We start from the raw sequence: 24,443 nt of genomic DNA, 5'->3' as shown, positions 1-24,443 counted from the left end.
TTTTCAAATCTCTGCTAAAAATTAAGTTATGGGAATTATAATCTTTCCAATTTTGCTTTTCGCTTTTTTAATTTCCGTAACGACAATTATTTTGTCAATAATTAAAATTGTCAAAAAGCAAATTCATCTTAAAGATTTCACTTTGGGTTTCACTCTTAGTTTTGGATTATATTTTTTAATTGTTTTGGGATATGTTTTAGTCGGAAAAGCTTGGGCACTTAGTACAGGTTTTGTTATTCCGTCGATTATGGTGTTTTTTCCTTTTGGTTTGTTTGTGTTGAGTTTTCTTTACGAAAATCAAAAACTTCGTGATATTCGAAACGTAATATTAATTAGTGTAAGTTTGACTGGGATTTTAGGAATGTTGTTTTATCAATTTGTTTTTGATTTTTTTGATATTTTTGGAATTGAAAAAATCTACTAAAGTCAAGTAACACTGGCTATAACAGCGGTTTTGAGCAACTGCTGGTTTTGTTGTAAAATTTCGTTCTTTTTTCATAACTTCGTTTGGTCCGGCCGAGAGGACTCAGTTCCAATTTTCGCAGCTGTCGCAAAGCCACAGGACGTTAACTGCAAGCTTCTAAAAAACAACGAAATAAACAAAAAATGTCGATTAGCAAATACTCAGTGGATTTTTTAGAAAATGCCCACAAAAGGTCATCCTGTCATAAACAAGAAATTTGCAAAAGTAATTTATGCGGTTGCTTTTATTGCTTAAAAACTTTTTTGCCGACAGAAATTGAAGAATGGATTGAGGAAAATGATAATCGTGGTGAAACAGCAGTTTGTCCAAAATGTGGAATTGACTCAGTTCTAAGCGATGAGTTTCCAATAGAAGATAAAATATTTATGGAACAAATGTGTTTACATTGGTTTAACTGAATAATAAAAATGGCAGATAATCTGTTAACTGATGGTTTCTAAAAAATTATTGAAAAATATGAATATTGAAGAATTAGCAAACAAAGAAATTCAACTATATGATAAAGTTTGTTCATTAAATGGAACAATTGAAGAAAAACAAAATCAGATTATTGCACTTGGAATTTCCAATGAATATAACTTAATTTTCCAAAAATATGCAGAATTGTGCGTTGAAAATATTGAAGCGTTGAAAAGAGGATTATTCATTAGTTGGTTTTCATTTTCTGAACCTACATTTTTAACTGGAATAAACGAACTTGATAAAAATGCAGAAGAAAATATAGTAAAAGAAATAAACGTAAGAATTAAAAACAATTCTCTTGATTCTGAATTGAATTGGATGATTGATTATTATAAAGATTGGGATTATATTTTCAAAGAATATTATAACTATGAACATTTTAAAACCAAAATAATGAACAAAGAAGAAACAAAACTTCCGAAAATTGAAAAGCAAAAAATGGAAAATCGAGGTCAAATGGGAATATATTGGAGTTCATTAAATCAATAAAGCCAGCAGTTAACAGCGGTTTGCAGAAATTGCGAGAATTTTGCAAAATTGACAAATTTCTTTCGTAAGAAATTCTATCTTAGTAGAAAAAAAACGGTTTCGAAGTCCGCAACTTCTGCAAGCCGCCAAACGTTAGTGGCAATATTACACGAAAATTCTGCAAAACCACAAATCTATGAATTGGAATATCTTTGGAGATAAAAACTTAAATGAAAAAGTTAAAAAGCAATTAAAAAAATTAAACTGGGAAGTTGACTTTAATGTAGTTTTAAGATTGCTTAAGCCTACTATTTCAATAAAAACAAAAATTGCGAAAGAGAAAATAAAAATTGGCAAATCAAAATTTGGTGGATTACCAGATTTGCCTAAAGAAACTGAATGGCCAAACTTAAATGGTTTTCCTTTTGCATTCATTGGTCAAATCAATTTAGAAGAAATAAAGTTTGATATTGAAAATAAATTACCAAAAAAAGGAATTTTATATTTCTTCTTCTCAACAAATCAAACTGATTATCAATTTGAGCCTTTTAATAAAATCCATAAAGTTTTATATTTCAATGAAAACTTTGATAATTTAAAAACTCAAGATTACCCGATAAATTATAATGATTTAGCCAAATTCAAAGAATGTATAATTAAATTTAGCGAACATTACTCATTACCATCTTATCAAAACTATCAAATTGTTGAAAATGGCTTTAGTGATGAAGATGAAAATCTACTATTTGAAGCAAACGAATTAATATGTGAAATAACTGGTGCTAATCAAGACGTTGGACATCAAATATTGGGTAATGCAAATGCAGTTCAAGGTGACGTAAGTTATTGGTGGGCAAACCAAAACTATAATCTTGAAAATGAAATTGACGAAAAAAAGAAAACTGAAATTCAGAAAAACGAAAAGGAAATTATTCTCTTACTTCAAATTGATGTGTTAGATGAAAACCCAGAATTTAGTAAGTTTGGAGCAAGTGGCGGAATATATTTTGGAATAAAAAAGCAAGATTTAGAAAATGGAAACTTTGAAAACACAAAGTTTGTAATTCAGAATTCCTAATAAATACTGCCACTAACAGGCGTTTGGCAAGATTGCTAATTTTGTAGTAAATTCACGTTTATTTTTCGCAAGAAATTTTATCTTTAACAGAAAATAATTAGTTCCGTAGCTCGCAACCTCGCCAAGCGCCGGAACGTTAGTAGTAACTTTAAAAAAGATCGTAGATATGAAGAACCGAATTTTATTTGACAACTACTATTTATTTCTTTTAATTTTTGTCATTTCATCAGTTTTCAAATATTTAATAACTGGAAGAAATAATATTGTTCAAATCCTAATAATTCTTGCTATAATGTGGCTCTATGAAATACTTTCAGAGAAAAAAAAGTATTTATCAAGTTTGAACATAGAAAACGAAATAATAGAATTGAAATACTTTGATCAATTCTTGAAAGAAAAAAAAATTATATTTGAAATACAAAATTTGACGAGTTTAAACTATGTGAAAAATACTTGGTTTTTAAATAAATTCGATTGTCTACAAATTGTTAAAAAAGATAATTCGAAAACTTTAAATTTTAAAATTTTTGAAAAAGAACTGCAAGAAAATGTCCAAAAAATTATTCAAAAAAATAAAAGCTACTGCTAACAGCCGTAGCAGTTGCACAACCACCATTTTTTAAAAATAAAAATTGTAAATTATAAAAAACAACCTCTTTTAAAGCAATTTAATGGAGGTTTATTTTTTTTTAAACTTCAAAGATTTGTGTCATATAAACCACAAAAAAGGCAGCCTTCACGACTGCCTTTTCCTAATTTAAAACTATATAAAAAGAGAATTATACTAAATCAAATCGGTCTAAATTCATTACTTTATTCCAAGCGGCAACAAAGTGGTTTATGAATTTCTCTTGCGCATCGCTGCAAGCATATACTTCGGCAACAGCGCGAAGCTCTGAGTTGGAACCAAAAATTAAATCTACTCTAGTTCCGGTCCATTTTACTTGTCCGGTTTTGCGATCGCGACCTTCAAAAACATCTTGAGAACTTGAACTTGCTTTCCAAGTCGTTCCAAAATCTAATAAATTCACAAAGAAATCATTCGTCAACGTCTCAGGACGATTCGTAAATACGCCGTGAGTAGATTGATCAAAATTTACATTTAAAACGCGCATTCCGCCTAAAAGAGCTGTTAATTCTGGTGCTGTTAACGTCAGTAATTGTGCTTTGTCAATCAGCATTTCTTCTGCCGAAACCGTATATTGTGTTTTCATGTAATTTCTAAAACCATCAGCTTCTGGTTCTAAAACAGCAAATGATTCGATATCCGTTTGCTCTTGAGAAGCATCCGTTCTTCCTGGTGTAAAAGGAACTGAAACAGAATAGCCAGCATTTTGGGCCGCTTTTTCAACTCCTGCACATCCAGCCAAAACAATTAAATCGGCAATAGAAACCTGTTTTTCACCAGTAAAATTTCTATTAAAATCGTCTTTAATTCCTTCTAAAACACTCAATACATGAGCCAATTGCGTTGGATTGTTCACATCCCAATTTCTTTGTGGAAGCAAACGAACTCTCGCACCATTAGCACCACCACGTTTGTCTGAACCTCTAAAAGTAGAAGCCGAAGCCCAAGCGGTTCCAACCAATTGTGAAACACTCAATCCTGAAGCTAAAATTTGTGATTTTAAATGAGCGACATCATTACCATCAACCAATTGATGACTAACTGCCGGAACTGGATCTTGCCAAATTAATTCCTCTTGCGGCACTTCTGGACCTAAATAACGAGCAATTGGTCCCATATCACGGTGCGTTAATTTGAACCAAGCACGAGCAAAGGCATCGGCCAATTGATCTGGATTTTCATGAAAGCGTCTAGAAATTGGTTCGTATATTGGATCTACTCGTAAGGCGATATCAGTAGTTAACATAGTTGGAGCGTGACGTAACGAAGGATCGTGTGCATCTGGAACCGTTCCTGCTCCTGCTCCATCTTTTGGTTTCCACTGGTGTGCGCCAGCCGGACTTTTAGTCAATTCCCATTCGAAACCAAATAAATTTTCAAAATAATTATTGCTCCATTGTGCTGGAGTTGTTGTCCACGCACCTTCTAATCCGCTAGTGATGGTGTGAACACCATTTCCACTTCCGAAACTGTTTTTCCAACCCATACTTTGCTCTTCAATTCCTGCCGCAGCTGGTTCTGGACCAACATACTGACTTGGATCGGCAGCACCGTGTGTTTTACCAAAAGTATGTCCGCCTGCAATAAGTGCAACCGTTTCTTCATCATTCATTGCCATACGAGCAAACGTTTCACGAATATCACGAGCAGAAGCTAAAGGATCTGGAGTTCCGTTTGGTCCTTCTGGATTTACATAAATCAATCCCATTTGAACCGCAGCCAAAGGATTTTCTAATTCTCTGTTGGCAGTATAACGTTGGTCGTCTAGCCATTTGCCTTCAGAACCCCAATAAATATCTTGTTGTGGTTCCCAAACGTCTTCACGTCCACCAGCAAATCCGAAGGTTTTGAAACCCATAGATTCCAAAGCGCAATTTCCTGCTAAAACCATTAAATCTGCCCAAGAAATTTTCTTACCGTATTTTTGTTTGATTGGCCAAAGTAATAAACGTGCTTTATCTAAGTTGGCGTTATCTGGCCAGCTGTTAAGTGGAGCAAATCGTTGTGTTCCTGCACCTGCGCCACCACGACCATCGGCAATTCTGTAAGTTCCAGCACTGTGCCAAGCCATTCTTATAAAAAACGGACCATAATGCCCATAATCTGCCGGCCACCAATCTTGTGAAGTGGTCATCAAATCGAAAATATCTCTTTTTAGAGCATTTAAATCTAGACTTTTGAATTCTTCAGCATAGTTAAAGGATTCATCCATAGGATTGGACAAATTAGAATGCTGACGTAAAATATTTACTTTTAACTGATTTGGCCACCAGTCATTATTTTGCGTTCCGTTACCAGCACTTTGTTTTGCTGCTGTACCTGAAAATGGACACTTTGCGCCACTATTTACGTTGTAACTAGTTTCGCTTCCAGAACCGTTTTGATTGTTGTTTTCCATGGGTATCGTTGATTAGTATAAACTTTTTACGAATTTACCAAATTAATACTATCGAAAAGAAAATCTTAATAGAAAAAAACTATTGCTAGCTTTATAAATATTTATTCAAATTAAAAATAATGAAGAATTACAATTTAAATACCTTTTAAACCATCAATCAAAGCGTCAATTTCTTCTTTAGTATTGTAATGACTGAACGAAATTCGCAGACTTGGTTTTTTCAAATCTTCCTCTGGAACAATTTCGGCTAAAACGTGTGAAGGCTTTACACTGCCGCTTTGGCAAGCACTTCCTCTAGAAACTGCAATGCCTTTCATATCTAAATTGAATAAAATCATAGCGGTTTTTTCTTCTGAAAAAGGTAATAAAACATTTAAGATATTGTAAAAAGTATCTTCTCCGTTGATTTTAATATCTGGAAAATTCAATTGTAATTGTTGCTGACAGTACATTTTTAAATCAGAAATATAAAAACGCTCCGATTCTAAATCTTGGTAACATAACTCTAAAGCTTTTGCCATTCCTGCAATTTGATGCACCGCTTCTGTTCCGGCACGCAATCCTTTCTCTTGTTCGCCTCCGTAAAAAAGTGGTTGCAAAAGAATTCCTTTTTTTACATAAGCAAATCCGGCGCCTTTTGGTCCGTGAAACTTGTGAGCGCTTGCAACGATAAAATCTACTGGAAGTTCGTGTAAATTAAATTCGGTTTTCCCGATGGATTGTACTGTATCACAATGAAATAAGGCATTGTGCTGATGGCAAATTCTACCTACTTTTTCGATATCTAAAACAGTTCCAATTTCGTTATTGACATGCATCAAAGTGACAATAGTTTTACTTCCTTTGCCCAATAACTGAACCAAATGTGAAATATCGATTGCACCATTTGGAAGAATTTTCACAAAATCAACTTCAATTCCGAATTGTTTCTGCAAATATTTTACTGTGTATAATGTTGCGTGATGCTCAATCTTACTAGTAATAATTCGTTCAATTTTTAAATCTCTTACGGCACTTTTCAAAATCCAATTGGTTGCTTCAGTGGCATTTGAAGTAAAAATCAGTTCTTGTGCAGCACATCCTAAAACTTTAGAAATTGATTTTCTAGAAGTTTCTAAAATGGTCTTTGCGCTTCTTCCAAAGCTATGTGTTGATGAAGGATTTCCGTAGTTTTCCTGTAGAACCAACATCATTTCCTCTATAACTTCTGGTCGTAAAGGTGTAGTAGCTGCGTTATCTAGGTATATTTTTTTCATTTTGCAAATATAAAACTCTTCGTTAATTAAATGATAAATAGAATGATTAATGCGTAAAATTTCTATTTTTGCTTCAAATTCTATTGAAATGAAAAAAATTATTGGATTATTTGCTTTTATGTTTCTTTTAATCGGTTGTGACGATGGCGATTTGACTATTGAAACTATCGATTTTGAAGATGTTACAGCTGACAATTGCACTGAAAATAATATTGTTTACAAAATTAAAGAAAATGAAATACTATTAATAGAAATTCCACCAGAATCGTATTTAAATCAAGTAACACCTCTTAATGATCCGAGACAAATAGTAATATCAACAACTAACAAAGTAATTTACAGATCCTATAATGGTACAGTAACTGAAGATAATGTTTGTGCCACGATTCAACCTATAACTCCAACAGTTACTGAACAATGGGTAGCAACATCGGGAACAATACAAATTACAACTACAGCTGTTGTTGTACCAAATACTTCATTAACTTCTGGAAATGCGACTAGAATTACTGGTTATAATCATAATATAGTTTTTAAAAATGTAACCTTTGATAAGCCTACTGGCGAACAATTTTTTGAAACCTATATATTTGGAAGTTATGTAACGCCAGTAACTCCATTACCTTTTGGATTTGATGATGAAGTTGAAAAATGTAGCTCAGGTAATACGGTTTACAATATTAGCGGAAGTGAATCATTAGTATTAAATCTTGATAACACGTTTTTTCCTGCAGCATCTGGAACGCAAACCGCTTTAATTAGCGCAACAAATAAGGTAACTTATACTTTATTTAACGCTGGAGGATTAACGTCGGATAATTTTTGTACAACTCCAGCTCCAATTACGCCAGCGGCAAGTCAGATATGGATTGCAGAAGATGGTGTAACGGCAACTAGTGGAATTATTGAAGTTGTAACGACTACTCTAGGTACACAATTTCTACATACAATACATCTTAAAAAAGTAACTTTCACCAGAAATGGAAGTGAATTTTACCTTGGAGATGATTATATTTATGGAAGTTTTATTCAATAAACTTTCAATTTAAGACATAAAAAAACCTGTTTTACTACTTTGTAAAACAGGTTTTTTTGTACTTCAAATTTGCTTTAGCGCGATGTATTTTGTTTAAAATATACTTCGGTTGCGCCCAAACCATACTTTTGATAATTGCCATCTTGAAAAGAAATCGAGTCGTATCTATTTAATAAAAAATTGAGTTCGGCTTTCAAAACACCTTCGCCAACACCATGTATAAAAACGATTTTAGGAATGCGATTTCTGATCGCAAATTCGATGTGTCTTTTGGCCGTATCCATCTGTAAAGTCAGAATGTCATAATTGGTTAAACCCGATTTATTTTTGACTAATTTTTCGATGTGCAAATCAAATTCTGGAACACCACGTTCTACCTTTTCCAGCTTTTTTTGGAGTTCAATTTGCTTTCTCGTAAGCTGATTATCGATATTTTTTTTATCTAAACTATCACTTTTGTTAAAATAATCTAAATTACTGGTATTGTTTATCTTAATCAACTCGTTGACAAAATAGGTCATCAAAAATTTATCAGTTGTTTCGATAGTAATTTGGTCTTTTTCAACCTTTACTACTACTCCATCAATTGCGTCATCAAGCACCGAAACTTGATCGCCAATATTAAATGTTTTCGTCATCTTCTTCGTCGTTTTTACTTGGTAATTTTGAACTTAATTTCATCATTCCAAACATGAAAATCACTACTGCAATTGCCATTACAATTACACTATACTTCTCACCTTTTGGAACATAAAAAGCGACCAAAAAAGCGACAATCATAATTAGAATAAAAATCTTTTTCATGCTATAAAATTTAGATTTCAAATGTAGAAAACTTAAATCAGTTATCGTTCTTTTAAAAATTATTTGTAGCATTGTATAATAAATCAAAAATTAGAAATGGAAGATTATATGTTGCCTTGCATGAACAAAAAACTTTTTGGAGTTGAATGTATGGGTTGTGGAACGCAACGTGCCATTAATTTATTATTTCAAGGTGACTTTGTAGGTGCCTTTAAAATGTTTCCTCCAATCTATACCCTGATTATTTTTTTTATAATTCTATTTTTACATTTCGTTGATAAAACTAGAAACTATAATAAAGCCATTATTTATTTTGCGATAATTAACGGTGTGATAATGTTAATCAATTATATTTATAAAATTTTAAACTAATAACTAATCAATACTTAATCTATGGAAAATCAAAAATTACCTAACGAACAAGCCGTAATGATTTTGGGCTTAACTTCTTTTATTGGCTGTTGTTGCACGAGTGGACTTCTCGGAGTTATACTTTCTGGAATTGGAATTTACTTAGCAGGAAAATCAGAGAAACTTTTAGCTGAAAATCCGGAACAATACAGTCCTGGTTCATTAAACACTTGGAAAATTGTAAACTTTGTAAGTTTAGGATTGAGTGTATGTGTATTAATTTATGCTATTTATATGAAAGCAACTGGAAAAGATATTGAGCAGCAAGAACAATTAATGGAAATGATTAGACAAATGCAAAATAAGTAAATCGAATAAAACAAAAAATCCGTTTAGAAGTTCTAAACGGATTTTTTATTTGATAAACATTGTATTTACATTCCTCCTGATGCAGCCATTGATGCAAAGTAAATTACCATTCCAATAATAATTAAGATATATAATGAAATTAAAACAATCATCATAATACCTAAAAATTTGTGGTGCGATTTCAAGAATACCAAAGCATCAGAAACTCGATCAGAACTTCGCATAGACAAAGCTTCTTTCATCCCAGAAGCATATTTGAATAAATAATAAACAGGTACAAAATAAATGGCTGCCAAAATGAAATAGATTACTGATATAAATCCTTTCATTGCCAGAAATGGATTTGCACCACCATAAGGATTTCCTTGTCCTGCGTAAGGATCATCAGGAATCATTGACATTGCAAAACTCATGAAGATGGCAGCAATAATCATCAATGCAATTCCGATAAAACCCATAATCGCAAGAAACATCGACCATTTGGCACTTACTCGTAACGCATCTTCTGCTTGAGCATTTAATTCTAAATTTGTTTGGTTTTCCATAAAAAAATTGTTTGGTTTTGGTTGGTTAAAATTTACTTTTCAAATTGTTTTAATGTATTGATAATTATAGAGATACAATCTAGTAATTGTTCTTCATTCATCACTAATGGCGGAGCGAAACGAATGATATTACCGTGGGTTGGTTTTGCTAATAATCCGTTGTCTCGTAAAGCCATACAAATATTCCAAGCCGTGTCACTTTCTTCAGTATCATTGATGACAATTGCATTTAAAAGACCTTTTCCGCGGACTAAAGTTGTAATATTTGAAGTTTTTACAAACTCTCCTATTTTTTCTCTGAAAATTTTACCCAATCGACGTGCATTTTGAGATAGATTTTCATCATTAACAACGTCCAAAGCTGCGATAGCAACCGCACCAGCAATAGGATTTCCACCAAAAGTAGAACCGTGTTGACCTGGCTTGATAACATTCATAATGTGATCATTCGCCAAAACTGCCGAAACTGGATAAGCTCCTCCAGACAAGGCTTTCCCCAGAATTAAAATATCTGGAGCTACGTAAGTCGATTGTTTTTCGCAGGCATTTTCACAAGTACAATTTCCGCAAACTGCCAATATCGAACCTGTTCTTGCAATTCCGGTTTGAACCTCATCGGCAATAAACAAAACATTGTTTGCTTCACATAGTGCTTTAGCTTTCGCCAAATAATCTTCTGCTGGTGTATAAACTCCTGCTTCTCCTTGAATTGGTTCCACAAGAAAACCTGCAATGTTTTTAGACGATTTAAGCACGTTTTCCAACGCTTCGATGTCGTCGTAAGGAATTTTTATAAATCCTGCTGTATACGGCCCGAAATTCTTTCTAGCATTTTCATCATTAGAGAACGAAATGATAGTTGTAGTTCTTCCGTGGAAATTTCCGTCGCAAACAATTATTTGAGCTTCATTTTCGTGAATTCCTTTTTTCTCGTATGCCCATTTTCTACAAAGTTTCAAAGCAGTTTCAACCGCTTCTGCACCAGTATTCATTGGAAGTACTTTATCAAATCCGAAATATTTTGTGATGTATTCTTCGTAAACTCCTAATTTATCGTTGTAAAAAGCACGAGAAGTTAACGTTAATGTTTGTGCTTGTTGCACCATTGCACCAATAATTTTTGGATGACAATGTCCTTGATTTACTGCTGAGTAAGCCGAAAGGAAATCGTAATACTTTTTACCTTCAACATCCCAAACATAAACGCCTTCACCTCTACTCAAAACTACTGGTAGCGGATGATAATTGTGTGCTCCGTATTTATTTTCTAACGAAATAATTTCTTCAGAGCTGATTTTTTCTAAAACTGACATAATTTTTCTTTTTTGACCCAAACTCACAAATGGGCTATTTTAAAATATCAATTCCTTCTTGTGGAGAGAAATCATCCATGAAGCAAAAGTAGTAAAAAAGATTGTTAGATTTTTAGATTACTAGATTGTTAGAAACTACTTTTGAATCTTTTCCAAAATATCATTCATCATTTCTATTTGTACTTTCTGAATTTCGATTAGCTCTTGTTGTTGGTGCATGATTAAGTGATCTAATTTTTCGTCGAGCATTCTAATTTCGAGTTCCGATTTTAGATTTATCATGTAATCTTTTTTAGCTCTTTCGCGGTCTTTTTCTTCTTGACGGTTTTGGCTCATCATGATAACCGGAGCTTGAAGCGCAGCCAAACAGGACAAAATCAAATTCAATAAAATAAACGGATACGGATCAAAACCTTTGTTTAAAAGAAGGTAAACATTGGATGCAATCCAAATCATGATGAAGATAAAAAACGAAATTATGAACGTCCAACTTCCACCAAAATCGGCTACTTTGTCGGCTACAACTTGACCGAAAGTTCTGTTATCGACTTCATCTTCTACTTTAGATACAAAGGATTTATCATCAGACAGTGATTTTAATACATTTTTATGCAAATCAGAAAGTTCACCTACTTCCGATTGTAAAAACTTAGAAATATATTTTTCTCGGTAAATATTCAGTTCTTTATCGGCTATGCATTTGCTTTTATCAAATTTGGGATAATCTTCTTTAATCAAATTCAGAATTGGCATTCTTATCGCTTCACCCCAAACGCGTTCCTTCTCTGGAAATTCCAATCCCGAAATTTCACTTACAAATGTTGCTTTATCTTTCATAAACTATTTTTAATTTCTTGCTAATTTACGTTATTTTGAATACAAAAAAACCTCACTTCAATAAAGAAATGAGGTTTCTATTAACTTTTTAAATCAATTAAACTAAAGTAGCTGTTGAAGTAATTTCGGTATTTAATAATTTTGAAATCGGACAGTTTTTTTCGGCTTTTGTTACTAAAGCTTGAAAATCTTCTTCAGAAATTCCAGGGATTTTTGATTCAACTGTCAAGTGCGAACCCACAATTGAACCATTAAGAAAATTGATTTCACATTTGGTTTGGATGTTTTCTACTGTAAATCCGCCTTCTGTTAAAAATGCTGATAATTGCATTGTGAAGCAACCTGAGTGCGCTGCAGCAATCAATTCTTCTGGATTAGTTCCTACTCCTTCTTCAAAACGTGAATTGAATGAATATTGTGTGTTATTTAATGTTGTACTTTGCGTAGTAAGAGAACCTTTTCCTTCTTTTACTGAACCTTGCCATTGGGCTGTTGCATTTCTTTTCATGATGTGGTGTTTTTAAATTTTTATCAAAGTTAAAAAATCATGCCGACTTCAATGTTATATAATTATTGTTATTTTTAATAAAAGAATAGGTTTTATCTTTTAGGATGTTTTTTTCAAACAACTTTCAAACTCTTAAACATTTATAATTCCTCCTCATACATTTCCAACAACTTCGTAACCGTATTCCAATTTCTAATGGTAGCAGTAACGTTTAGTTTTTTCTCGATGTATTTTTGGTCTAAACGTGTTTTCCCGGCGCCGATGTCATATTTTATGAAGATTCTGTTGCCGTCGATTACGGCTTCGTCGGGTTTGAATTGGCTTATTTTTAATTCGTTTATGGCGGAACTTGATAATTCTTTTGAAATAAAAGCGACGTACAACTTTTTAGCATCAACGTCTTTTTGCTTTAGAAACGGATTGTTTTTAAAACACAACTCCAAATCATTCTTACCAATTACAATCACAGGAACTTCGTGTCCAAATGTTTTAAAGATTTCTTGTTTGATTTTGAAACCAACGCCAAAACTGCTTTCTTCCTCAGTTTCTACAAACACATTGCCGCTTTGGATGTAAGTAATCACATTAGTAAACTCAATGGCTTCTAACGCAGCTTTAAGCGCTTCCATCTTTATCATGTTGTGTCCTGAGACGTTTATTCCTCGAAGTAATGCTAGGTGTTTCATCTGTTTAACTCCTTTTTCATCAACTCTAAATTCTTGATGTATTGAGATTCATTATTTGAATGCTGGCTGGTAATTGAAAACCATTCTTCAAATTTTTTCTTGTTTTTTTCTGTAAAATATCCGTAGGCAATATTATATGACGATTCTGCAACATTGGTTTTGTTTTTTACATTTTTTAATCCATTCTTGAAAGTTTCTTCGGCGTTATCCAATTGTTTTTCAAAAACTAATGCGAATATAAGTTCTTTATATAGTAGCCAATTATTTCTTTCAAATTTTGAAATTCCAATATGCAACAAAGTTATGGTTTTTTTATATTGCTTAGTTGCGTTATAGGCATAGCCTAATTCAAACAACAATCCGTTAGCTTTAGGATTAATTTTTTCAGCTTTCTCTAAAATAGGAATTGCAACTTCAGATGCTCCTACATGGTTTAGATGATACCCTTTTTTAATTAAATCATCAGCATCATTTTCATCATATCGAATGGTATTAAATATTTCATTCAATTTATCTATATTCAACTCCTTATATTTTGCTTCAGGAATAGTTGAGAACCTTAGATTTACATTACTAACAACATTTATAATATTCGTAGAATTTTGTTCTTCGGTTGGTATAAAAATATTTGACTCATCAATTTTGAAATCATTCATTGTGTTAAAAACATATCCCTTGTATGGATCAAAATAAATTACACCCAACATGTAGGTTGGATCTTTATCATTCATTTTAAGTGCTACCCATTGGTTCTCACATTCAAAGAATTTTTTATCAAATTTCAAACTGTTTTCTTGGGCATAAAAATGTAAACTAAAGAAAAATAGTACTACTGCAATTATCTTTTTCATATTCTGATTATTTCCCCAAATATACAAATTTCCCAAAGCCACCATTGCAAAAATTAACAAGAATTGCCGTGTAAATTATATTTTTTTCTTAAAGATTCTAATAAAACAAACCAATACATTATTTTTGCCTCATGGGAAAAAAGAAGACAGACAAAGTTATATTTGAAAATGTTACCGTGCTTGATGCTGGTGCGAAAGGTGTTTCGGTTGCTAAAGCGCCAGAAGGACAAGTAATTTTTATACCAAACGTTGTGCCTGGAGATGTGGTTGATGTGCAAACTTTAAAGAAACGCAAGTCGTATTTTGAAGGTAAAGCCATTAAATTTCATTCGTTTTCTGAAAATAGAATTGAACCTGTATGCCAACATTTTGGCGCGTGTGGCGGTTGCAAATGGCAGAACATGAAGTATGAGCAACAGTTGTTCTATAAAAATCAGGAAGTGTATAATAACCTAAAACGCATTGGTAAAATTGAATTGCCAGCGTTTGAACCAATTTTAGGATCAGAAAAACAATTGTTTTACAGAAATAAAATGGAATTCGGGTTTTCAGACACACGTTGGTTGAACGAAAACGAAATTAAAAGCGAAGACCAATCGTTGAGTAAAAATCCAGCTCTTGGATTTCATATTCCTAGAATGTGGGACAAGATTCTGGATATTGAAAAATGTCATTTGCAAGAAGATCCATCGAACGACATTCGTAATTCGATTAAAGAATTTGCTGTTGCCAATAATATGACATTCTTCAATGCAAGAAATCATGAAGGTTTGTTGCGAACGTTAATGATAAGAACCGCTTCGACTGGCGAGATTATGGTTTTGATTCAGTTTTTTGAAAACGACAAAGCCAATCGTGAGTTGTTGATGAATTTTATTCATGAAAAATTTCCGCAAATTACGTCGTTGCAATATGTAATTAATAGCAAGGCAAACGACACGTTATATGATCAAGATATCAAATTATATAAAGGTAGAGATTATATTTTGGAAGAAATGGAAGGTTTGAAATTTTCTATCAACGCCAAATCATTCTACCAAACCAATTCAGACCAAGCCTACGAATTATACAAAATCACAAGAGACTTCGCAGGATTAACTGGAAACGAAGTGGTTTATGATTTATATACCGGAACCGGAACTATTGCGCAATTTGTTTCTAAAAAAGCTAAAAAAGTAATTGGTGTAGAAGCCGTTCCAGAAGCGATTGTCGATGCTAAAGAAAATGCGAAACGCAATGAAATTACCAATTGTGAGTTTTATGTTGGAGATATGAAAAATGTTTTCAACGACGATTTTATTGCAAAACACGGTAAACCAGACGTAATCATCACCGATCCACCAAGAGATGGAATGCACAAAGACGTTGTTGAAATGTTATTAAAAACTGGCGCTCCAAAAATTGTGTATGTAAGTTGTAACTCGGCTACACAAGCAAGAGATTTAGCTTTGATGGACGAAATGTATAAAGTTACTCGTGTGCGACCTGTAGATATGTTTCCGCAGACGCATCATGTGGAAAATGTTGTACTTTTGGAGAAGAAATAGTTAGGAGATGGAAAATGGAAGATGGAAGTTTATTTAGATTGAAATTAAAAATTATGAAAAAAATATTTTTATTGTTGTTTATCGGATTTGCGTTTTCTGGTTGTGAGAAAGATGACATTTGTGATCCAAACACACCAACTACTCCTCGATTGATTATAGAGTTTTATGATGATGCAAATCCTACAGTATTAAAAAATGTGGTGAATTTAAAAGCAAATGCTGAAGGTGAAACCGATACTTTAAACGTTTTTAATGGTGTTAGTAAAATTGCATTACCACTAAAAACAGGAACAACTGATTTAGTTACGAAATATAGTTTTGTATTAAACTCTGGAGGAACAACAGAAAACAAAGACTTTTTTGAAATAAATTACACAGGAAAAAATGTTTATGTTTCGAGAGCTTGCGGATATAAAAACGTTTTTACACTGAGAGATACCAATCCTATAATTGATTCAGACAATACAATTCCTGATGGGAAATGGATTAAAGGAATAAACATTGAAACTAACGCTATTGAAAACGAAAATGAAACACATGTTAAGATCTATTTTTAGTTTAGTAGTCGTTCTGATTTCATTTTCAGGAATCGCACAAGAAGTTTCTAAACAGGAAGTGCCTAAAAAAGATTCTATTCCGCCCAAAACAGAGCGTTATGGCATTCGCTTTGGTGTCGATTTATTTAAATTAACGCGTTCTTTTTACGAAAAAGACTATCGCGGATTGGAATTAGTTGGAGATTATCGATTAACCCGTAAACATTACATCGCCGTAGAATTGGGTAACGAAAACAAAACCGTTGACGACACACAACTTAATTTTACAACCGAAGGAACTTATATAAAAGCAGGTTTCGATTACAATGCCTATGAAAATTGGCTCGGAATGGAGAACATGATTTATGTAGGTTTACGATATGGTGTGAGTTCTTTTAAACAAACATTGAACGATTATCAGGTTTACAACCCAAATCCGCATTTTGGAGAAGAACCAATTACCGTTTCTGGAGAAAAATTTAGTGGATTATCGGCACAATGGGGTGAAGTTGTAGCTGGAGTAAAAGCTGAAGTTTTTAATAATATTTTTGTCGGTTTTAGTTTTAGAATCAACCGATTATTCACCAATAAAAAACCAGATAATTTCGATAATCTTTATATTCCAGGTTTCAACAGAACTTATGATGGTGATTTTGGTGTTGGCTTCAACTACACAGTTTCTTACTTTTTACCACTTTACAAAGCAACTGTAAAAGCTAAAGAGAAAAAAGAAGATAAGAATAAGAAAAAGAAAAGCAGCAAGAAGAATAAGTAATTACGAATTAAAAATTACGAATTACGATGAAAGAAAATATTATTCAAGTTAAAAGTTTTGCTTTCGCAGTGCGCATTGTAAAAGTATATCAATATCTGTGTGACGAAAAAAAAGAATACGTCTTAAGCAAGCAATTACTTCGTTCTGGAACATCAATTGGTGCTAACATTGAAGAAGCTATTGGCGGTCAATCTGAAAAAGATTTCTTTGCAAAACTAACTATAGCTTACAAAGAAGCTAGAGAGACTCATTATTGGATTCGATTGTTGACAGAGACAAACTACTTAACCAATGAAGAAAACAAAAGTCTCTTGAATGATACTGAAGAATTGTTAAAAATTATTGGTTCAATTCAAAAAACATTACGAGCAAACCATTCGTAATTCGTAATTTTAAATTCGTAATTACTTTATCTCTTTAATCCCTTTAAGAAAAATCCATTTCATAAATAATTTTTCTCCATCTCTTGTATTGATGGCTTGAAATCTTGGTGCTAAAATGGTTCCAACAACAAATGCCGTTAACGGAATCCAATATCCTGTTAAATTTGTATAAGTTGCTACTAAAAAACGTACTGCAATAAATAAAACTGCAAAACAAATTAATTGATAAATGAATGCTTTTGTCTTCTTACTCATTTTTTTGAAATTGTATAATGTAAAATTGTATGATGTAGAAATCTGAAATCTGCCATCTGAAAACTATTCTTCTTCCTCTTCTCTGTTCTGAAATTTCGTTCTTTTACTTCCTTCGTACATTTCGTATTTCACTAATCGCGCTTCTAAACTTCCGTTAAAAAGTTTGATTTTTCTTGAAGGTTTTAATCCGACGAATTTTAATGCATCAAGATTGGCTGTAATAAACCAAGCATGAGTTCCAGGATAATTTTGCTTCATCGTGTCGCCCATTTCTCTATAAAAACGCTCCAAATCAATATCCAAACGTTCACCGTATGGCGGATTGAAAACCATTTGCAAAGGTCCAGATGTTTCTTTTTTAGTATCAAAGAAATTTTGTTGAGATACTGTTACATAATCGTCTAGATTGGCATTTTTAATATTTGCTTTAGCTTTTTCTACAGCACTTGGCGCTTTATCGTAACCTTTGATAGTGTAATGAAATTCGCGAGTTCGTTTCATTAAAGCATCAATAATATTATCGAATAAATCGTTATCCCAATCATTCCATTTTTCGAAAGCAAATTCTTTTCTGTTGATGTTTGCCGGAATATTACAAGCAATCATCGCAGCTTCGGCCAAAATAGTTCCCGAGCCACACATTGGATCTAGAAAATCGGTTTTTCCTTCCCAACCTGCAAGCAATAGCATTCCTGCTGCTAGAACTTCATTTATAGGTGCAATATTGGTAGCCGTTTTATAACCACGTTGGTGTAACGATGCGCCAGATGTATCTAACGCAATAGAAAGTTGGTCTTTATCGATATGAATATTGATTCGTAAATCGGGAAAATCTTTATCAACACTTGGACGAACGCCAGTTTTTTCACGAAATTGATCGACAATAGCGTCTTTTGCTTTTTGAGATACAAATTGTGAATGTTTGAAAAAATCGGAATGAATTGTGGTGTCAATTACAAACGTTTGGTTGGCATTTAGGTATTTGCTCCAATCAATACCTTGAATTCCTTTGTATAATAACGCATCGGTTTTTGCTCTAAAATAATAAATTGGTTTTAAGATTTTTAAAGCAGTTCGCAACGACAAATTGGCTTTGTACATAAATCCTTTATCGCCTTTGAAACTTACCATTCTGGTTCCAATTTCAACATCTTGTGCGCCCAAAACACGTAATTCTTGAGCTAATATTTCTTCAAAACCAAAGAAGGTTTTGGCAATCATTTTAAAATTTTCCATCTATATAAATTCCAATAATCAAATAATAAATCCCAAATAAATCTTAATTCTAAAATATCAAACTTCAAACTTGGAATAACTTCTGCAAAAATACACTAAATTTGCACGCTAAGAATTCATTTGAAAAGATAAATGTCAGAAAATACAAATTTGAAAACCATAAACTGGTTCGCCTCTTGGTTTGATACACCATACTACCACATTCTTTATAAAGATAGAAATTACCGTGAAGCACAGATTTTCATGGACAATTTAACGCATTATTTAAACTTACCCGAAAAGGCAAAAGTCCTTGATTTGGCTTGCGGAAAAGGTCGTCATTCTATTTATTTAAACCAGTTAGGATTTGATGTTATTGGTGCCGATTTATCTGAAAACAGTATTGCTGAAGCGAGTAAAAATGTTAATGATACGTTGCATTTTCAAGTTCATGACATGCGCGAACCATTTGAAGATAAATTTGATGCTATTTTCAATTTGTTTACTAGTTTTGGTTATTTTGAAAATGACGAAGACAATTTGAAAACATTAGTTGCCATAAAAGATAGTTTGACAGAATATGGATTTGCTGTAATTGATTTTATGAATGTAAATCAGGTGATTGCGAATTTAGTTCCGGCTGAAATTAAAACCGTTGATGGAATTGATTTTCATATAAAACGTTACGTTGCTGACAATCATATTTATAAAGAAATCGACTTTGAAGATCAAGGCGAAAAGTTTCATTTTACCGAAAAAGTAAAAGCATTGACTTTGGAAGATTTTACTCAAATGATGGAAACTGCAGGAATCTTTTTATTGGATATTTTCGGTGATTATAAACTGAAGAAATTTCATAAAAAAGACAGCGAACGTTTGATTATGATTTTTAAGTAATTACATCTGTCATTCTGAACTTGTTTCAGAATCTTAATAAATTATCTTGAGATTCTGAAACAAGTTCAGAATGACAAAAAATAATTTTATAATGAATTATTCAATTTACATTTTACCTTTATTTGCAGTAATTATAGGTTTTATAGTTGCCTTATTTCTTCGTCCGAAGAGTAAGAAGAATTTAAAATTACTATTAGCTTTTAGTGGTGCTTTTTTACTTTCGCTAACAGTGATGCATTTGCTTCCTGAAGTTTATGAAGCAAGCATTCACGATCACGAAGGACATAATCATGGTAATGGAATGATTGGTCTTTTTATAATGATTGGAATTGTGTTCCAAATTATTCTCGAATACTTCTCCAAAGGTGCCGAACACGGTCATGTTCATGGTCACGATACGATGAATCACATTCCGTGGTTGTTGTTTTTTAGTTTGTGTTTGCATGCGCTTCTTGAAGGAATGCCGATTAGTAATCACAATCATTTGGCGTATGGCATTGCAATTCACCACTTTCCGATTGCGATTATCTTAACTACTTTCTTTAGTAATGCACAATTGAATAAAAAAGCTATTTTATTTTTCATGTTGGTTTTTGCATTCATGACTCCGTTAGGTACTTTTGCAGCCGAAAATCTTTCTTTTTTATCAAATTATTACACTGAAATTTCGGGAATTGTAATTGGTATTTTATTTCACATTTCATCCACTATCATTTTTGAAAGTAGCGAAGGTCATAAGTTCAATTTGGCCAAATTAATCGTTATAGTTTTAGGTATTGTTTTGGCTTATTTTATGTAAATCCGAAGTTTTATTTTTACATTTGACAAACTAAATCTAAAATAAAATATCATGGGAATATTTTCTGCCTTACTTGGAAATGCTGGTGCTGTCAACTCAGAAACTTTACTTAAAGACTACGGAAAACTATTAATTGATGGTGAGCAAATTGAATTGGGTTTCAAATTAATAAGAGATACTTTTATTTTCACAAACAAAAGATTGATTTTAATTGAAAAGCAAGGAATTACTGGAAGCAAAGTAGAATATAAATCGATTTTATACAAAAGTATTACCCGATTTAGTGTAGAAACTGCAGGAACATTTGACCTTGAAGCCGAATTGAAAATTTGGGTTTCTAGCGAAGCAAATCCGAGTATTGTAAAACAATTCAATAAAGGTGTTAATGTTTATGATGTACAAAGTGTTTTGGCTCATCATGTTTTAAAATAAAACTCATGAACTTCACAAAAACCACCGAACAATCCTCAAAATACGAACATTTAGAAAAAATGTCGGTTGCCGAATTGTTGTCTAATATTAATAACGAAGACAAAACAGTTCCGTTAGCGGTTGAAAAAGCGTTGCCGCAAATAGAATTGCTAGTTGCCAAAGTTGTTGAAAAAATGAAACTTGGTGGACGACTTTTCTACATTGGCGCTGGAACTTCGGGTAGATTGGGAATTGTTGATGCCTCAGAATGTCCTCCAACATTTGGTGTTCCATTTGATTTAGTTAACGGAATTATTGCTGGTGGTGACAACGCCATTAGAAAAGCGGTTGAAAATGCCGAAGACAATACCACTCAAGCTTGGATTGATTTACAAGAACAAAATATTAAGGAAAATGACGTTGTGATTGGTATTGCCGCATCAGGTACAACACCTTATGTAATTGCTGGTTTAGAAAAATGTCACGAAAATAATATTACAACTGGTTGTATAACTTGCAATGAAGGAAGTCCGTTAGCAATAACAGCCCAATTTCCAGTTGTGGTTGTGGTTGGACCCGAATTTGTAACTGGCAGTTCTAGAATGAAAGCAGGAACGGCTCAGAAATTAGTTTTAAATATGATTTCAACAGCAACGATGATTCAGCTTGGGAAAGTAAAAGGCAACAAAATGGTCGATATGCAATTGAGTAATGACAAATTAGTTGATCGAGGCGTAAAAATGATTATGAGCGAAATTCCTGTTGATTATGAGAAAGCAAGTCAATTGTTGAAGGAATTTGGAAGCGTTCGAAAAGCCGTTGAAAATTTCAAGTAAAATACTTACTTTTATAAAAAATTAAAAAATACCATCATGAAAAAAATACTTTTCTTACTTGTAATCTTATGTTCAACTTATTCTTTTTCGCAAGAAATTGAAATTCGAGGTGGACGTTATTTTGTGAATGATTCGCAAATTTCTAGCCGAGATGTGAGAGAAAAATTGGCTGCAAATCCGCAAGCTTTGGCTACTTTCAAAAAAGGAAAAAGTAAAGAATCTACCGGAACTTTATTACTTGGACTTGGCGTTGCTTTTACAGTTGGTGATTTAGTAAAAGGATTGGTTAGCGATGAAAAATATCCTGGTGCTGGAACATACATTGGCGCTGGATTAATTGGAGTTTCTATTCCGGTTTTGATTGGAAAGAATAAAAAAATGCGTCAAGGAATTCAAATGTATAACGAAGGTTTGAAAACTACAGGTTATAATGACCTTAAATTAAATATAGTTGTGAACCAAAATGGTGGCGGAATTCAGCTTAAATTCTAACAATGGCAACCAACAAAGAACTTTTATCTAAAGGCGTAAAATATTTATTTGGCGCATTACCACTTATGTTTATCGGACCAAGTGTGATGTACAACGCCTTTATGAATAAGAAAAATGATTTTCATTATGTGGTTTTATCTGTTGGATGTTTGCTTTGCATAACAGCTGTTGTTCTTGCATTTATAGGATTAAATACCATCGTAAAAGCAGTTTTTAATGATGAAAAATGATACTTATTTAGAAAGTGTAAAAAAGCAAATGCTTTATTACAAGACGATTGCCGAAAAAGCCATGGAACAATTAGAAGAGAATCAATTGTTTTATTCTGCAAATGAAGATACTAACTCAATAAGTACGATTATAAATCACATGTCGGGAAATATGCTTTCTAGATGGACTGATTTTTTAACAACAGATGGTGAAAAAGAATGGCGCAATCGCGATGCCGAATTTGTTGAATCCACAACAACTCGCGAAGCACTTTTAAAAACTTGGAACACTGGTTGGAATTGCTTTTTTAATACTATAAATGATTTAAAACCAGAAGATTTAGATAAAATAATTTACATTAGAAACGAAGGACAAACTGCATTAGACGCCATAAACAGGCAATTAGCACATTATCCATATCATATTGGTCAAATTGTATTTTATGCCAAGATGTTAAAAATTAATGAATGGAATAGTTTGTCCATTCCTAAAAATAAATCTACAAGTTATAATGCTGATAAATTTTCGAAAGAAAAAACGTTGAAGCATTTTACTGACGATGAATTAAAGAAACTACAATAAAAAAAATCCTAATGAAATTCAAAATACAATTTACTTTATACAATATACTTATTCTAACAGTTTTAACGTCTTGCTACCAACAAGAACGCAAATGCACTGATTTTAAAACCGGAAAATTTGAATTTACTCAAGAAATTGATGGCAAGAAACAAACGTCAACATTTGAAAGAAACGATAGTTTGCAAATAGAAACCTATAATGGCAAAACCGATACAGCATCTGTAAGATGGTTGAGTGACTGCGAATTTATCTTACAAAAAACACATCCCAAAAATATGCAAGAGAAAAAAGCAATTACCATGAAAATTTTGAGTACTAAAGATAAAACCTATACCTTTGAATATTCTTTCGTGGGCGATGCCAAAACTCAAAAAGGAACAGTAACAAAAATTAATTAACTTATAAAGATTTTAAAAACCAATTAAAGAAATGGAAGTATTTTTAAACCCAGATGCGTGGATTGCACTTTTAACTCTAACCTTTTTGGAGATTATTCTTGGTATTGACAACATCATTTTTATATCAATTGTTACTGGAAAATTACCTGCCGAAAAAAGAAAAAGAGCCACAAGAATTGGTTTATTTCTAGCCATGTTTATGCGAATTGGATTGCTGTTTGGAATAACACTTTTAATTGCAATGAAAGCACCGTGGTTTAGTTTTGACTTAGGTTGGTTTTCTGCCGAAATTACTGGTCAGGCTATGATTTTACTTCTTGGAGGTTTATTTTTAATTTACAAAAGCACCAAAGAAATTCATGAAAAAGTAGACCACAAAGGTGAAGAAGAAAAAGACATGAAAACCTCTGCTGGCAAGTCGTTCAGCAATGTTATTGTTCAAATTTTACTTATAGATTTAATTTTCTCAATAGACAGTATTTTAACTGCTGTTGGAATGACAAACGGAATCGAAGGCGCATTAACTATCATGATTACTGCCGTTGTAATTTCGGTTGGTGTAATGATGTTATTTGCAGTTCCTGTTGGAAATTTTGTCAATGCAAATCCTTCTATTCAAATTCTAGGATTAGCATTTTTAATCCTAATCGGATTTATGTTAATCACAGAAAGCATGCACCTATCTAATGCAGAATTAGTTGGACAACATGTTGGCGCCGTGCCAAAAGGCTATTTATATTTTGCCATTTCCTTCTCGCTTGCAGTAGAATTCATCAATATGAAAATGAGAAAAACTAAAAAATAAATAGTAGAAACGAATCGCTCGGGAATTCTTGGTTTCCGTATTCCTGCTATCCATTACAATAAAAAAACCTTTCTGAACACCAGAAAGGTTTTTTATTTTCATTCCTATCAGGGTTAAGTAGTATTTGTATTGAATGAATTTCAAAATTTTTAAGACGTTTTAAAGCAATTAACTCATCATAATTTTACAAAATAGTTACATCTTAAACTTATCTTAAACTGAAATTTA

33 protein-coding genes are annotated in these 24,443 nt (G+C 32.6%); 21 read left to right on the top strand and 12 right to left on the bottom strand.

The window, feature by feature from the left end:
* Positions 1 to 28 precede the first annotated feature (28 nt).
* The 5 genes from LG45_RS08600 (at position 29) to LG45_RS16400 (ending at position 3,081) form a co-directional block, all read left to right on the top strand.
* On the top strand, positions 29 to 424 hold the full coding sequence (locus tag LG45_RS08600) for a hypothetical protein (protein WP_035126182.1): 396 nt from the start codon (positions 29 to 31) through the stop codon (positions 422 to 424).
* 302 nt (positions 425 to 726) lie between these two features.
* Positions 727 to 882, top strand: a complete 156-nt coding sequence (locus tag LG45_RS16570) for a hypothetical protein (RefSeq protein ID WP_205620518.1) — start codon at positions 727 to 729, stop codon at positions 880 to 882.
* Positions 883 to 940: 58 nt separating this feature from the next.
* Positions 941 to 1,435 (top strand): hypothetical protein, encoded by a 495-nt coding sequence (locus tag LG45_RS08590; RefSeq protein WP_131494650.1) that lies wholly within the window; start codon positions 941 to 943, stop codon positions 1,433 to 1,435.
* A 175-nt stretch (positions 1,436 to 1,610) separates the two neighbouring features.
* Positions 1,611 to 2,492, top strand: coding sequence for a YwqG family protein (locus tag LG45_RS08585; protein ID WP_035126178.1), 882 nt, complete (start codon positions 1,611 to 1,613; stop codon positions 2,490 to 2,492).
* A gap of 340 nt (positions 2,493 to 2,832) precedes the next feature.
* Positions 2,833 to 3,081, top strand: a complete 249-nt coding sequence (locus LG45_RS16400) for a hypothetical protein (RefSeq protein WP_131494649.1) — start codon at positions 2,833 to 2,835, stop codon at positions 3,079 to 3,081.
* Positions 3,082 to 3,271: 190 nt separating this feature from the next.
* Here the strand turns inward: LG45_RS16400 and katG are convergent, their stop codons facing one another.
* Positions 3,272 to 5,518 (bottom strand): catalase/peroxidase HPI, encoded by a 2,247-nt coding sequence (gene katG / locus LG45_RS08575; protein WP_035126175.1) that lies wholly within the window; start codon positions 5,516 to 5,518, stop codon positions 3,272 to 3,274.
* A 134-nt stretch (positions 5,519 to 5,652) separates the two neighbouring features.
* Positions 5,653 to 6,774, bottom strand: coding sequence for a cysteine desulfurase family protein (locus LG45_RS08570; RefSeq protein ID WP_035126174.1), 1,122 nt, complete (start codon positions 6,772 to 6,774; stop codon positions 5,653 to 5,655).
* Between the two features lie 88 nt (positions 6,775 to 6,862).
* Between LG45_RS08570 and LG45_RS08565 the strand changes: the two genes are divergently transcribed.
* Positions 6,863 to 7,810: a hypothetical protein gene (locus LG45_RS08565; RefSeq protein WP_131494648.1), complete on the top strand. Its 948-nt coding sequence runs from the start codon at positions 6,863 to 6,865 to the stop codon at positions 7,808 to 7,810.
* Positions 7,811 to 7,884: 74 nt separating this feature from the next.
* Here the strand turns inward: LG45_RS08565 and LG45_RS08560 are convergent, their stop codons facing one another.
* Positions 7,885 to 8,448, bottom strand: coding sequence for a Smr/MutS family protein (locus LG45_RS08560; RefSeq protein ID WP_035126171.1), 564 nt, complete (start codon positions 8,446 to 8,448; stop codon positions 7,885 to 7,887).
* Complete coding sequence (locus LG45_RS08555; RefSeq protein ID WP_035126169.1) at positions 8,432 to 8,614, bottom strand: hypothetical protein; 183 nt, start codon at positions 8,612 to 8,614, stop codon at positions 8,432 to 8,434. Before LG45_RS08555 ends, LG45_RS08560 begins: the two co-directional genes overlap by 17 nt.
* Positions 8,615 to 8,710: 96 nt before the next feature.
* Here LG45_RS08555 and LG45_RS08550 point away from each other — a divergent pair, with 96 nt between their 5' ends.
* Positions 8,711 to 8,986 carry a DUF2752 domain-containing protein gene (locus LG45_RS08550; protein WP_035126168.1) on the top strand — a complete coding sequence of 92 codons (276 nt, stop codon included), beginning with the start codon at positions 8,711 to 8,713 and terminating at the stop codon, positions 8,984 to 8,986.
* A 21-nt stretch (positions 8,987 to 9,007) separates the two neighbouring features.
* Positions 9,008 to 9,334 (top strand): CCC motif membrane protein, encoded by a 327-nt coding sequence (locus LG45_RS08545; protein WP_035126166.1) that lies wholly within the window; start codon positions 9,008 to 9,010, stop codon positions 9,332 to 9,334.
* A gap of 65 nt (positions 9,335 to 9,399) precedes the next feature.
* Here LG45_RS08545 and LG45_RS08540 read toward each other — a convergent pair whose 3' ends face one another.
* The 6 genes from LG45_RS08540 to LG45_RS08515 form a co-directional block, all read right to left on the bottom strand.
* Positions 9,400 to 9,879: a hypothetical protein gene (locus LG45_RS08540; RefSeq protein ID WP_052087530.1), complete on the bottom strand. Its 480-nt coding sequence runs from the start codon at positions 9,877 to 9,879 to the stop codon at positions 9,400 to 9,402.
* Between the two features lie 32 nt (positions 9,880 to 9,911).
* Positions 9,912 to 11,192, bottom strand: a complete 1,281-nt coding sequence (gene rocD, locus LG45_RS08535; protein WP_035126163.1) for an ornithine--oxo-acid transaminase — start codon at positions 11,190 to 11,192, stop codon at positions 9,912 to 9,914.
* Between the two features lie 135 nt (positions 11,193 to 11,327).
* Positions 11,328 to 12,029, bottom strand: coding sequence for a DUF1003 domain-containing protein (locus tag LG45_RS08530; protein ID WP_035126154.1), 702 nt, complete (start codon positions 12,027 to 12,029; stop codon positions 11,328 to 11,330).
* Between the two features lie 97 nt (positions 12,030 to 12,126).
* Positions 12,127 to 12,537, bottom strand: coding sequence for an OsmC family protein (locus LG45_RS08525; RefSeq protein WP_035126152.1), 411 nt, complete (start codon positions 12,535 to 12,537; stop codon positions 12,127 to 12,129).
* Between the two features lie 140 nt (positions 12,538 to 12,677).
* Positions 12,678 to 13,223 (bottom strand): DUF1697 domain-containing protein, encoded by a 546-nt coding sequence (locus tag LG45_RS08520; protein WP_035126150.1) that lies wholly within the window; start codon positions 13,221 to 13,223, stop codon positions 12,678 to 12,680.
* Positions 13,220 to 14,074 carry a tetratricopeptide repeat protein gene (locus LG45_RS08515; protein WP_131494647.1) on the bottom strand — a complete coding sequence of 285 codons (855 nt, stop codon included), beginning with the start codon at positions 14,072 to 14,074 and terminating at the stop codon, positions 13,220 to 13,222. Before LG45_RS08515 ends, LG45_RS08520 begins: the two co-directional genes overlap by 4 nt.
* A 131-nt stretch (positions 14,075 to 14,205) precedes the next feature.
* Here LG45_RS08515 and rlmD point away from each other — a divergent pair, with 131 nt between their 5' ends.
* The 4 genes from rlmD to LG45_RS08495 are packed head-to-tail and all read left to right on the top strand — an operon-like array spanning position 14,206 to position 17,315.
* A complete protein-coding gene (rlmD, locus tag LG45_RS08510) occupies positions 14,206 to 15,621 on the top strand; it encodes a 23S rRNA (uracil(1939)-C(5))-methyltransferase RlmD (protein ID WP_035126145.1) in 1,416 nt (471 codons plus the stop codon).
* 53 nt (positions 15,622 to 15,674) lie between these two features.
* Positions 15,675 to 16,178 (top strand): DUF6452 family protein, encoded by a 504-nt coding sequence (locus LG45_RS08505; RefSeq protein ID WP_035126734.1) that lies wholly within the window; start codon positions 15,675 to 15,677, stop codon positions 16,176 to 16,178.
* Positions 16,159 to 16,932: a DUF6048 family protein gene (locus tag LG45_RS08500; RefSeq protein WP_373862622.1), complete on the top strand. Its 774-nt coding sequence runs from the start codon at positions 16,159 to 16,161 to the stop codon at positions 16,930 to 16,932. The genes LG45_RS08505 and LG45_RS08500 overlap by 20 nt, the downstream gene beginning before the upstream one ends.
* Positions 16,933 to 16,958: 26 nt before the next feature.
* On the top strand, positions 16,959 to 17,315 hold the full coding sequence (locus LG45_RS08495; protein WP_035126135.1) for a four helix bundle protein: 357 nt from the start codon (positions 16,959 to 16,961) through the stop codon (positions 17,313 to 17,315).
* A 21-nt stretch (positions 17,316 to 17,336) separates the two neighbouring features.
* On the opposite strand, the gene LG45_RS08490 is transcribed toward LG45_RS08495, so the two are convergent.
* Both LG45_RS08490 and LG45_RS08485 read right to left on the bottom strand, forming a co-directional pair.
* Positions 17,337 to 17,570: a hypothetical protein gene (locus LG45_RS08490; protein ID WP_035126133.1), complete on the bottom strand. Its 234-nt coding sequence runs from the start codon at positions 17,568 to 17,570 to the stop codon at positions 17,337 to 17,339.
* Between the two features lie 63 nt (positions 17,571 to 17,633).
* Positions 17,634 to 18,806, bottom strand: coding sequence for a THUMP domain-containing class I SAM-dependent RNA methyltransferase (locus LG45_RS08485; protein ID WP_035126131.1), 1,173 nt, complete (start codon positions 18,804 to 18,806; stop codon positions 17,634 to 17,636).
* Positions 18,807 to 18,938: 132 nt separating this feature from the next.
* On the opposite strand from LG45_RS08485, the gene LG45_RS08480 reads away from it, so the two are divergent.
* From LG45_RS08480 to LG45_RS08440, 9 genes are all read left to right on the top strand, one after another.
* Positions 18,939 to 19,682 (top strand): class I SAM-dependent methyltransferase, encoded by a 744-nt coding sequence (locus LG45_RS08480; RefSeq protein ID WP_035126130.1) that lies wholly within the window; start codon positions 18,939 to 18,941, stop codon positions 19,680 to 19,682.
* A 91-nt stretch (positions 19,683 to 19,773) separates the two neighbouring features.
* Positions 19,774 to 20,481, top strand: coding sequence for a ZIP family metal transporter (locus tag LG45_RS08475; RefSeq protein WP_035126733.1), 708 nt, complete (start codon positions 19,774 to 19,776; stop codon positions 20,479 to 20,481).
* Positions 20,482 to 20,532: 51 nt separating this feature from the next.
* The gene (locus tag LG45_RS08470; protein ID WP_035126128.1) at positions 20,533 to 20,913 is read left to right on the top strand and encodes a PH domain-containing protein; all 381 of its coding nucleotides are present in this window, start codon (positions 20,533 to 20,535) and stop codon (positions 20,911 to 20,913) included.
* Positions 20,914 to 20,918: 5 nt separating this feature from the next.
* On the top strand, positions 20,919 to 21,728 hold the full coding sequence (murQ, locus tag LG45_RS08465; protein WP_035126121.1) for an N-acetylmuramic acid 6-phosphate etherase: 810 nt from the start codon (positions 20,919 to 20,921) through the stop codon (positions 21,726 to 21,728).
* A 36-nt stretch (positions 21,729 to 21,764) separates the two neighbouring features.
* Positions 21,765 to 22,220: a hypothetical protein gene (locus tag LG45_RS08460; protein ID WP_035126119.1), complete on the top strand. Its 456-nt coding sequence runs from the start codon at positions 21,765 to 21,767 to the stop codon at positions 22,218 to 22,220.
* 2 nt (positions 22,221 to 22,222) lie between these two features.
* A complete protein-coding gene (locus tag LG45_RS08455) occupies positions 22,223 to 22,450 on the top strand; it encodes a DUF6095 family protein (RefSeq protein ID WP_035126117.1) in 228 nt (75 codons plus the stop codon).
* Complete coding sequence (locus LG45_RS08450; RefSeq protein WP_035126115.1) at positions 22,437 to 23,012, top strand: DUF1572 family protein; 576 nt, start codon at positions 22,437 to 22,439, stop codon at positions 23,010 to 23,012. The genes LG45_RS08455 and LG45_RS08450 overlap by 14 nt, the downstream gene beginning before the upstream one ends.
* Positions 23,013 to 23,023: 11 nt before the next feature.
* On the top strand, positions 23,024 to 23,410 hold the full coding sequence (locus LG45_RS08445) for a hypothetical protein (protein ID WP_035126113.1): 387 nt from the start codon (positions 23,024 to 23,026) through the stop codon (positions 23,408 to 23,410).
* 31 nt (positions 23,411 to 23,441) lie between these two features.
* Positions 23,442 to 24,215 carry a TerC family protein gene (locus LG45_RS08440; RefSeq protein ID WP_035126111.1) on the top strand — a complete coding sequence of 258 codons (774 nt, stop codon included), beginning with the start codon at positions 23,442 to 23,444 and terminating at the stop codon, positions 24,213 to 24,215.
* The last annotated feature ends 228 nt before the right edge of the window (positions 24,216 to 24,443 follow it).

Origin of the sequence: Flavobacterium aquatile LMG 4008 = ATCC 11947 (assembly GCF_000757385.1) — a bacterium.
GTDB lineage: Bacteria > Bacteroidota > Bacteroidia > Flavobacteriales > Flavobacteriaceae > Flavobacterium > Flavobacterium aquatile.
This window is presented reverse-complemented; position numbering and strand designations above follow the sequence as displayed.

What these genes read in the sequence shown, in the direction of transcription:
- LG45_RS08445 (WP_035126113.1), top strand. Translation starts at nt 23,024, where the DNA reads ATGAAATTCAAAATACAATTTACTTTATACAATATACTTATTCTAACA.
- LG45_RS08590 (WP_131494650.1), top strand. Translation starts at nt 941, where the DNA reads ATGAATATTGAAGAATTAGCAAACAAAGAAATTCAACTATATGATAAA.
- LG45_RS08455 (WP_035126117.1), top strand. Translation starts at nt 22,223, where the DNA reads ATGGCAACCAACAAAGAACTTTTATCTAAAGGCGTAAAATATTTATTT.
- LG45_RS08505 (WP_035126734.1), top strand. Translation starts at nt 15,675, where the DNA reads ATGAAAAAAATATTTTTATTGTTGTTTATCGGATTTGCGTTTTCTGGT.
- rlmD (WP_035126145.1), top strand. Translation starts at nt 14,206, where the DNA reads ATGGGAAAAAAGAAGACAGACAAAGTTATATTTGAAAATGTTACCGTG.
- LG45_RS08500 (WP_373862622.1), top strand. Translation starts at nt 16,159, where the DNA reads ATGTTAAGATCTATTTTTAGTTTAGTAGTCGTTCTGATTTCATTTTCA.
- LG45_RS08515 (WP_131494647.1), bottom strand. Translation starts at nt 14,074, where the DNA reads ATGAAAAAGATAATTGCAGTAGTACTATTTTTCTTTAGTTTACATTTT.
- LG45_RS08490 (WP_035126133.1), bottom strand. Translation starts at nt 17,570, where the DNA reads ATGAGTAAGAAGACAAAAGCATTCATTTATCAATTAATTTGTTTTGCA.
- LG45_RS08570 (WP_035126174.1), bottom strand. Translation starts at nt 6,774, where the DNA reads ATGAAAAAAATATACCTAGATAACGCAGCTACTACACCTTTACGACCA.
- LG45_RS08520 (WP_035126150.1), bottom strand. Translation starts at nt 13,223, where the DNA reads ATGAAACACCTAGCATTACTTCGAGGAATAAACGTCTCAGGACACAAC.
- murQ (WP_035126121.1), top strand. Translation starts at nt 20,919, where the DNA reads ATGAACTTCACAAAAACCACCGAACAATCCTCAAAATACGAACATTTA.
- LG45_RS08450 (WP_035126115.1), top strand. Translation starts at nt 22,437, where the DNA reads ATGATGAAAAATGATACTTATTTAGAAAGTGTAAAAAAGCAAATGCTT.
- LG45_RS08540 (WP_052087530.1), bottom strand. Translation starts at nt 9,879, where the DNA reads ATGGAAAACCAAACAAATTTAGAATTAAATGCTCAAGCAGAAGATGCG.
- LG45_RS08475 (WP_035126733.1), top strand. Translation starts at nt 19,774, where the DNA reads ATGAATTATTCAATTTACATTTTACCTTTATTTGCAGTAATTATAGGT.
- LG45_RS08600 (WP_035126182.1), top strand. Translation starts at nt 29, where the DNA reads ATGGGAATTATAATCTTTCCAATTTTGCTTTTCGCTTTTTTAATTTCC.
- LG45_RS08470 (WP_035126128.1), top strand. Translation starts at nt 20,533, where the DNA reads ATGGGAATATTTTCTGCCTTACTTGGAAATGCTGGTGCTGTCAACTCA.
- LG45_RS08530 (WP_035126154.1), bottom strand. Translation starts at nt 12,029, where the DNA reads ATGAAAGATAAAGCAACATTTGTAAGTGAAATTTCGGGATTGGAATTT.
- katG (WP_035126175.1), bottom strand. Translation starts at nt 5,518, where the DNA reads ATGGAAAACAACAATCAAAACGGTTCTGGAAGCGAAACTAGTTACAAC.
- LG45_RS08460 (WP_035126119.1), top strand. Translation starts at nt 21,765, where the DNA reads ATGAAAAAAATACTTTTCTTACTTGTAATCTTATGTTCAACTTATTCT.
- LG45_RS08565 (WP_131494648.1), top strand. Translation starts at nt 6,863, where the DNA reads ATGAAAAAAATTATTGGATTATTTGCTTTTATGTTTCTTTTAATCGGT.
- LG45_RS08550 (WP_035126168.1), top strand. Translation starts at nt 8,711, where the DNA reads ATGGAAGATTATATGTTGCCTTGCATGAACAAAAAACTTTTTGGAGTT.
- LG45_RS08560 (WP_035126171.1), bottom strand. Translation starts at nt 8,448, where the DNA reads ATGACGAAAACATTTAATATTGGCGATCAAGTTTCGGTGCTTGATGAC.
- LG45_RS08485 (WP_035126131.1), bottom strand. Translation starts at nt 18,806, where the DNA reads ATGGAAAATTTTAAAATGATTGCCAAAACCTTCTTTGGTTTTGAAGAA.
- rocD (WP_035126163.1), bottom strand. Translation starts at nt 11,192, where the DNA reads ATGTCAGTTTTAGAAAAAATCAGCTCTGAAGAAATTATTTCGTTAGAA.
- LG45_RS08440 (WP_035126111.1), top strand. Translation starts at nt 23,442, where the DNA reads ATGGAAGTATTTTTAAACCCAGATGCGTGGATTGCACTTTTAACTCTA.
- LG45_RS08525 (WP_035126152.1), bottom strand. Translation starts at nt 12,537, where the DNA reads ATGAAAAGAAATGCAACAGCCCAATGGCAAGGTTCAGTAAAAGAAGGA.
- LG45_RS08555 (WP_035126169.1), bottom strand. Translation starts at nt 8,614, where the DNA reads ATGAAAAAGATTTTTATTCTAATTATGATTGTCGCTTTTTTGGTCGCT.
- LG45_RS08585 (WP_035126178.1), top strand. Translation starts at nt 1,611, where the DNA reads ATGAATTGGAATATCTTTGGAGATAAAAACTTAAATGAAAAAGTTAAA.
- LG45_RS08480 (WP_035126130.1), top strand. Translation starts at nt 18,939, where the DNA reads ATGTCAGAAAATACAAATTTGAAAACCATAAACTGGTTCGCCTCTTGG.
- LG45_RS08545 (WP_035126166.1), top strand. Translation starts at nt 9,008, where the DNA reads ATGGAAAATCAAAAATTACCTAACGAACAAGCCGTAATGATTTTGGGC.
- LG45_RS08495 (WP_035126135.1), top strand. Translation starts at nt 16,959, where the DNA reads ATGAAAGAAAATATTATTCAAGTTAAAAGTTTTGCTTTCGCAGTGCGC.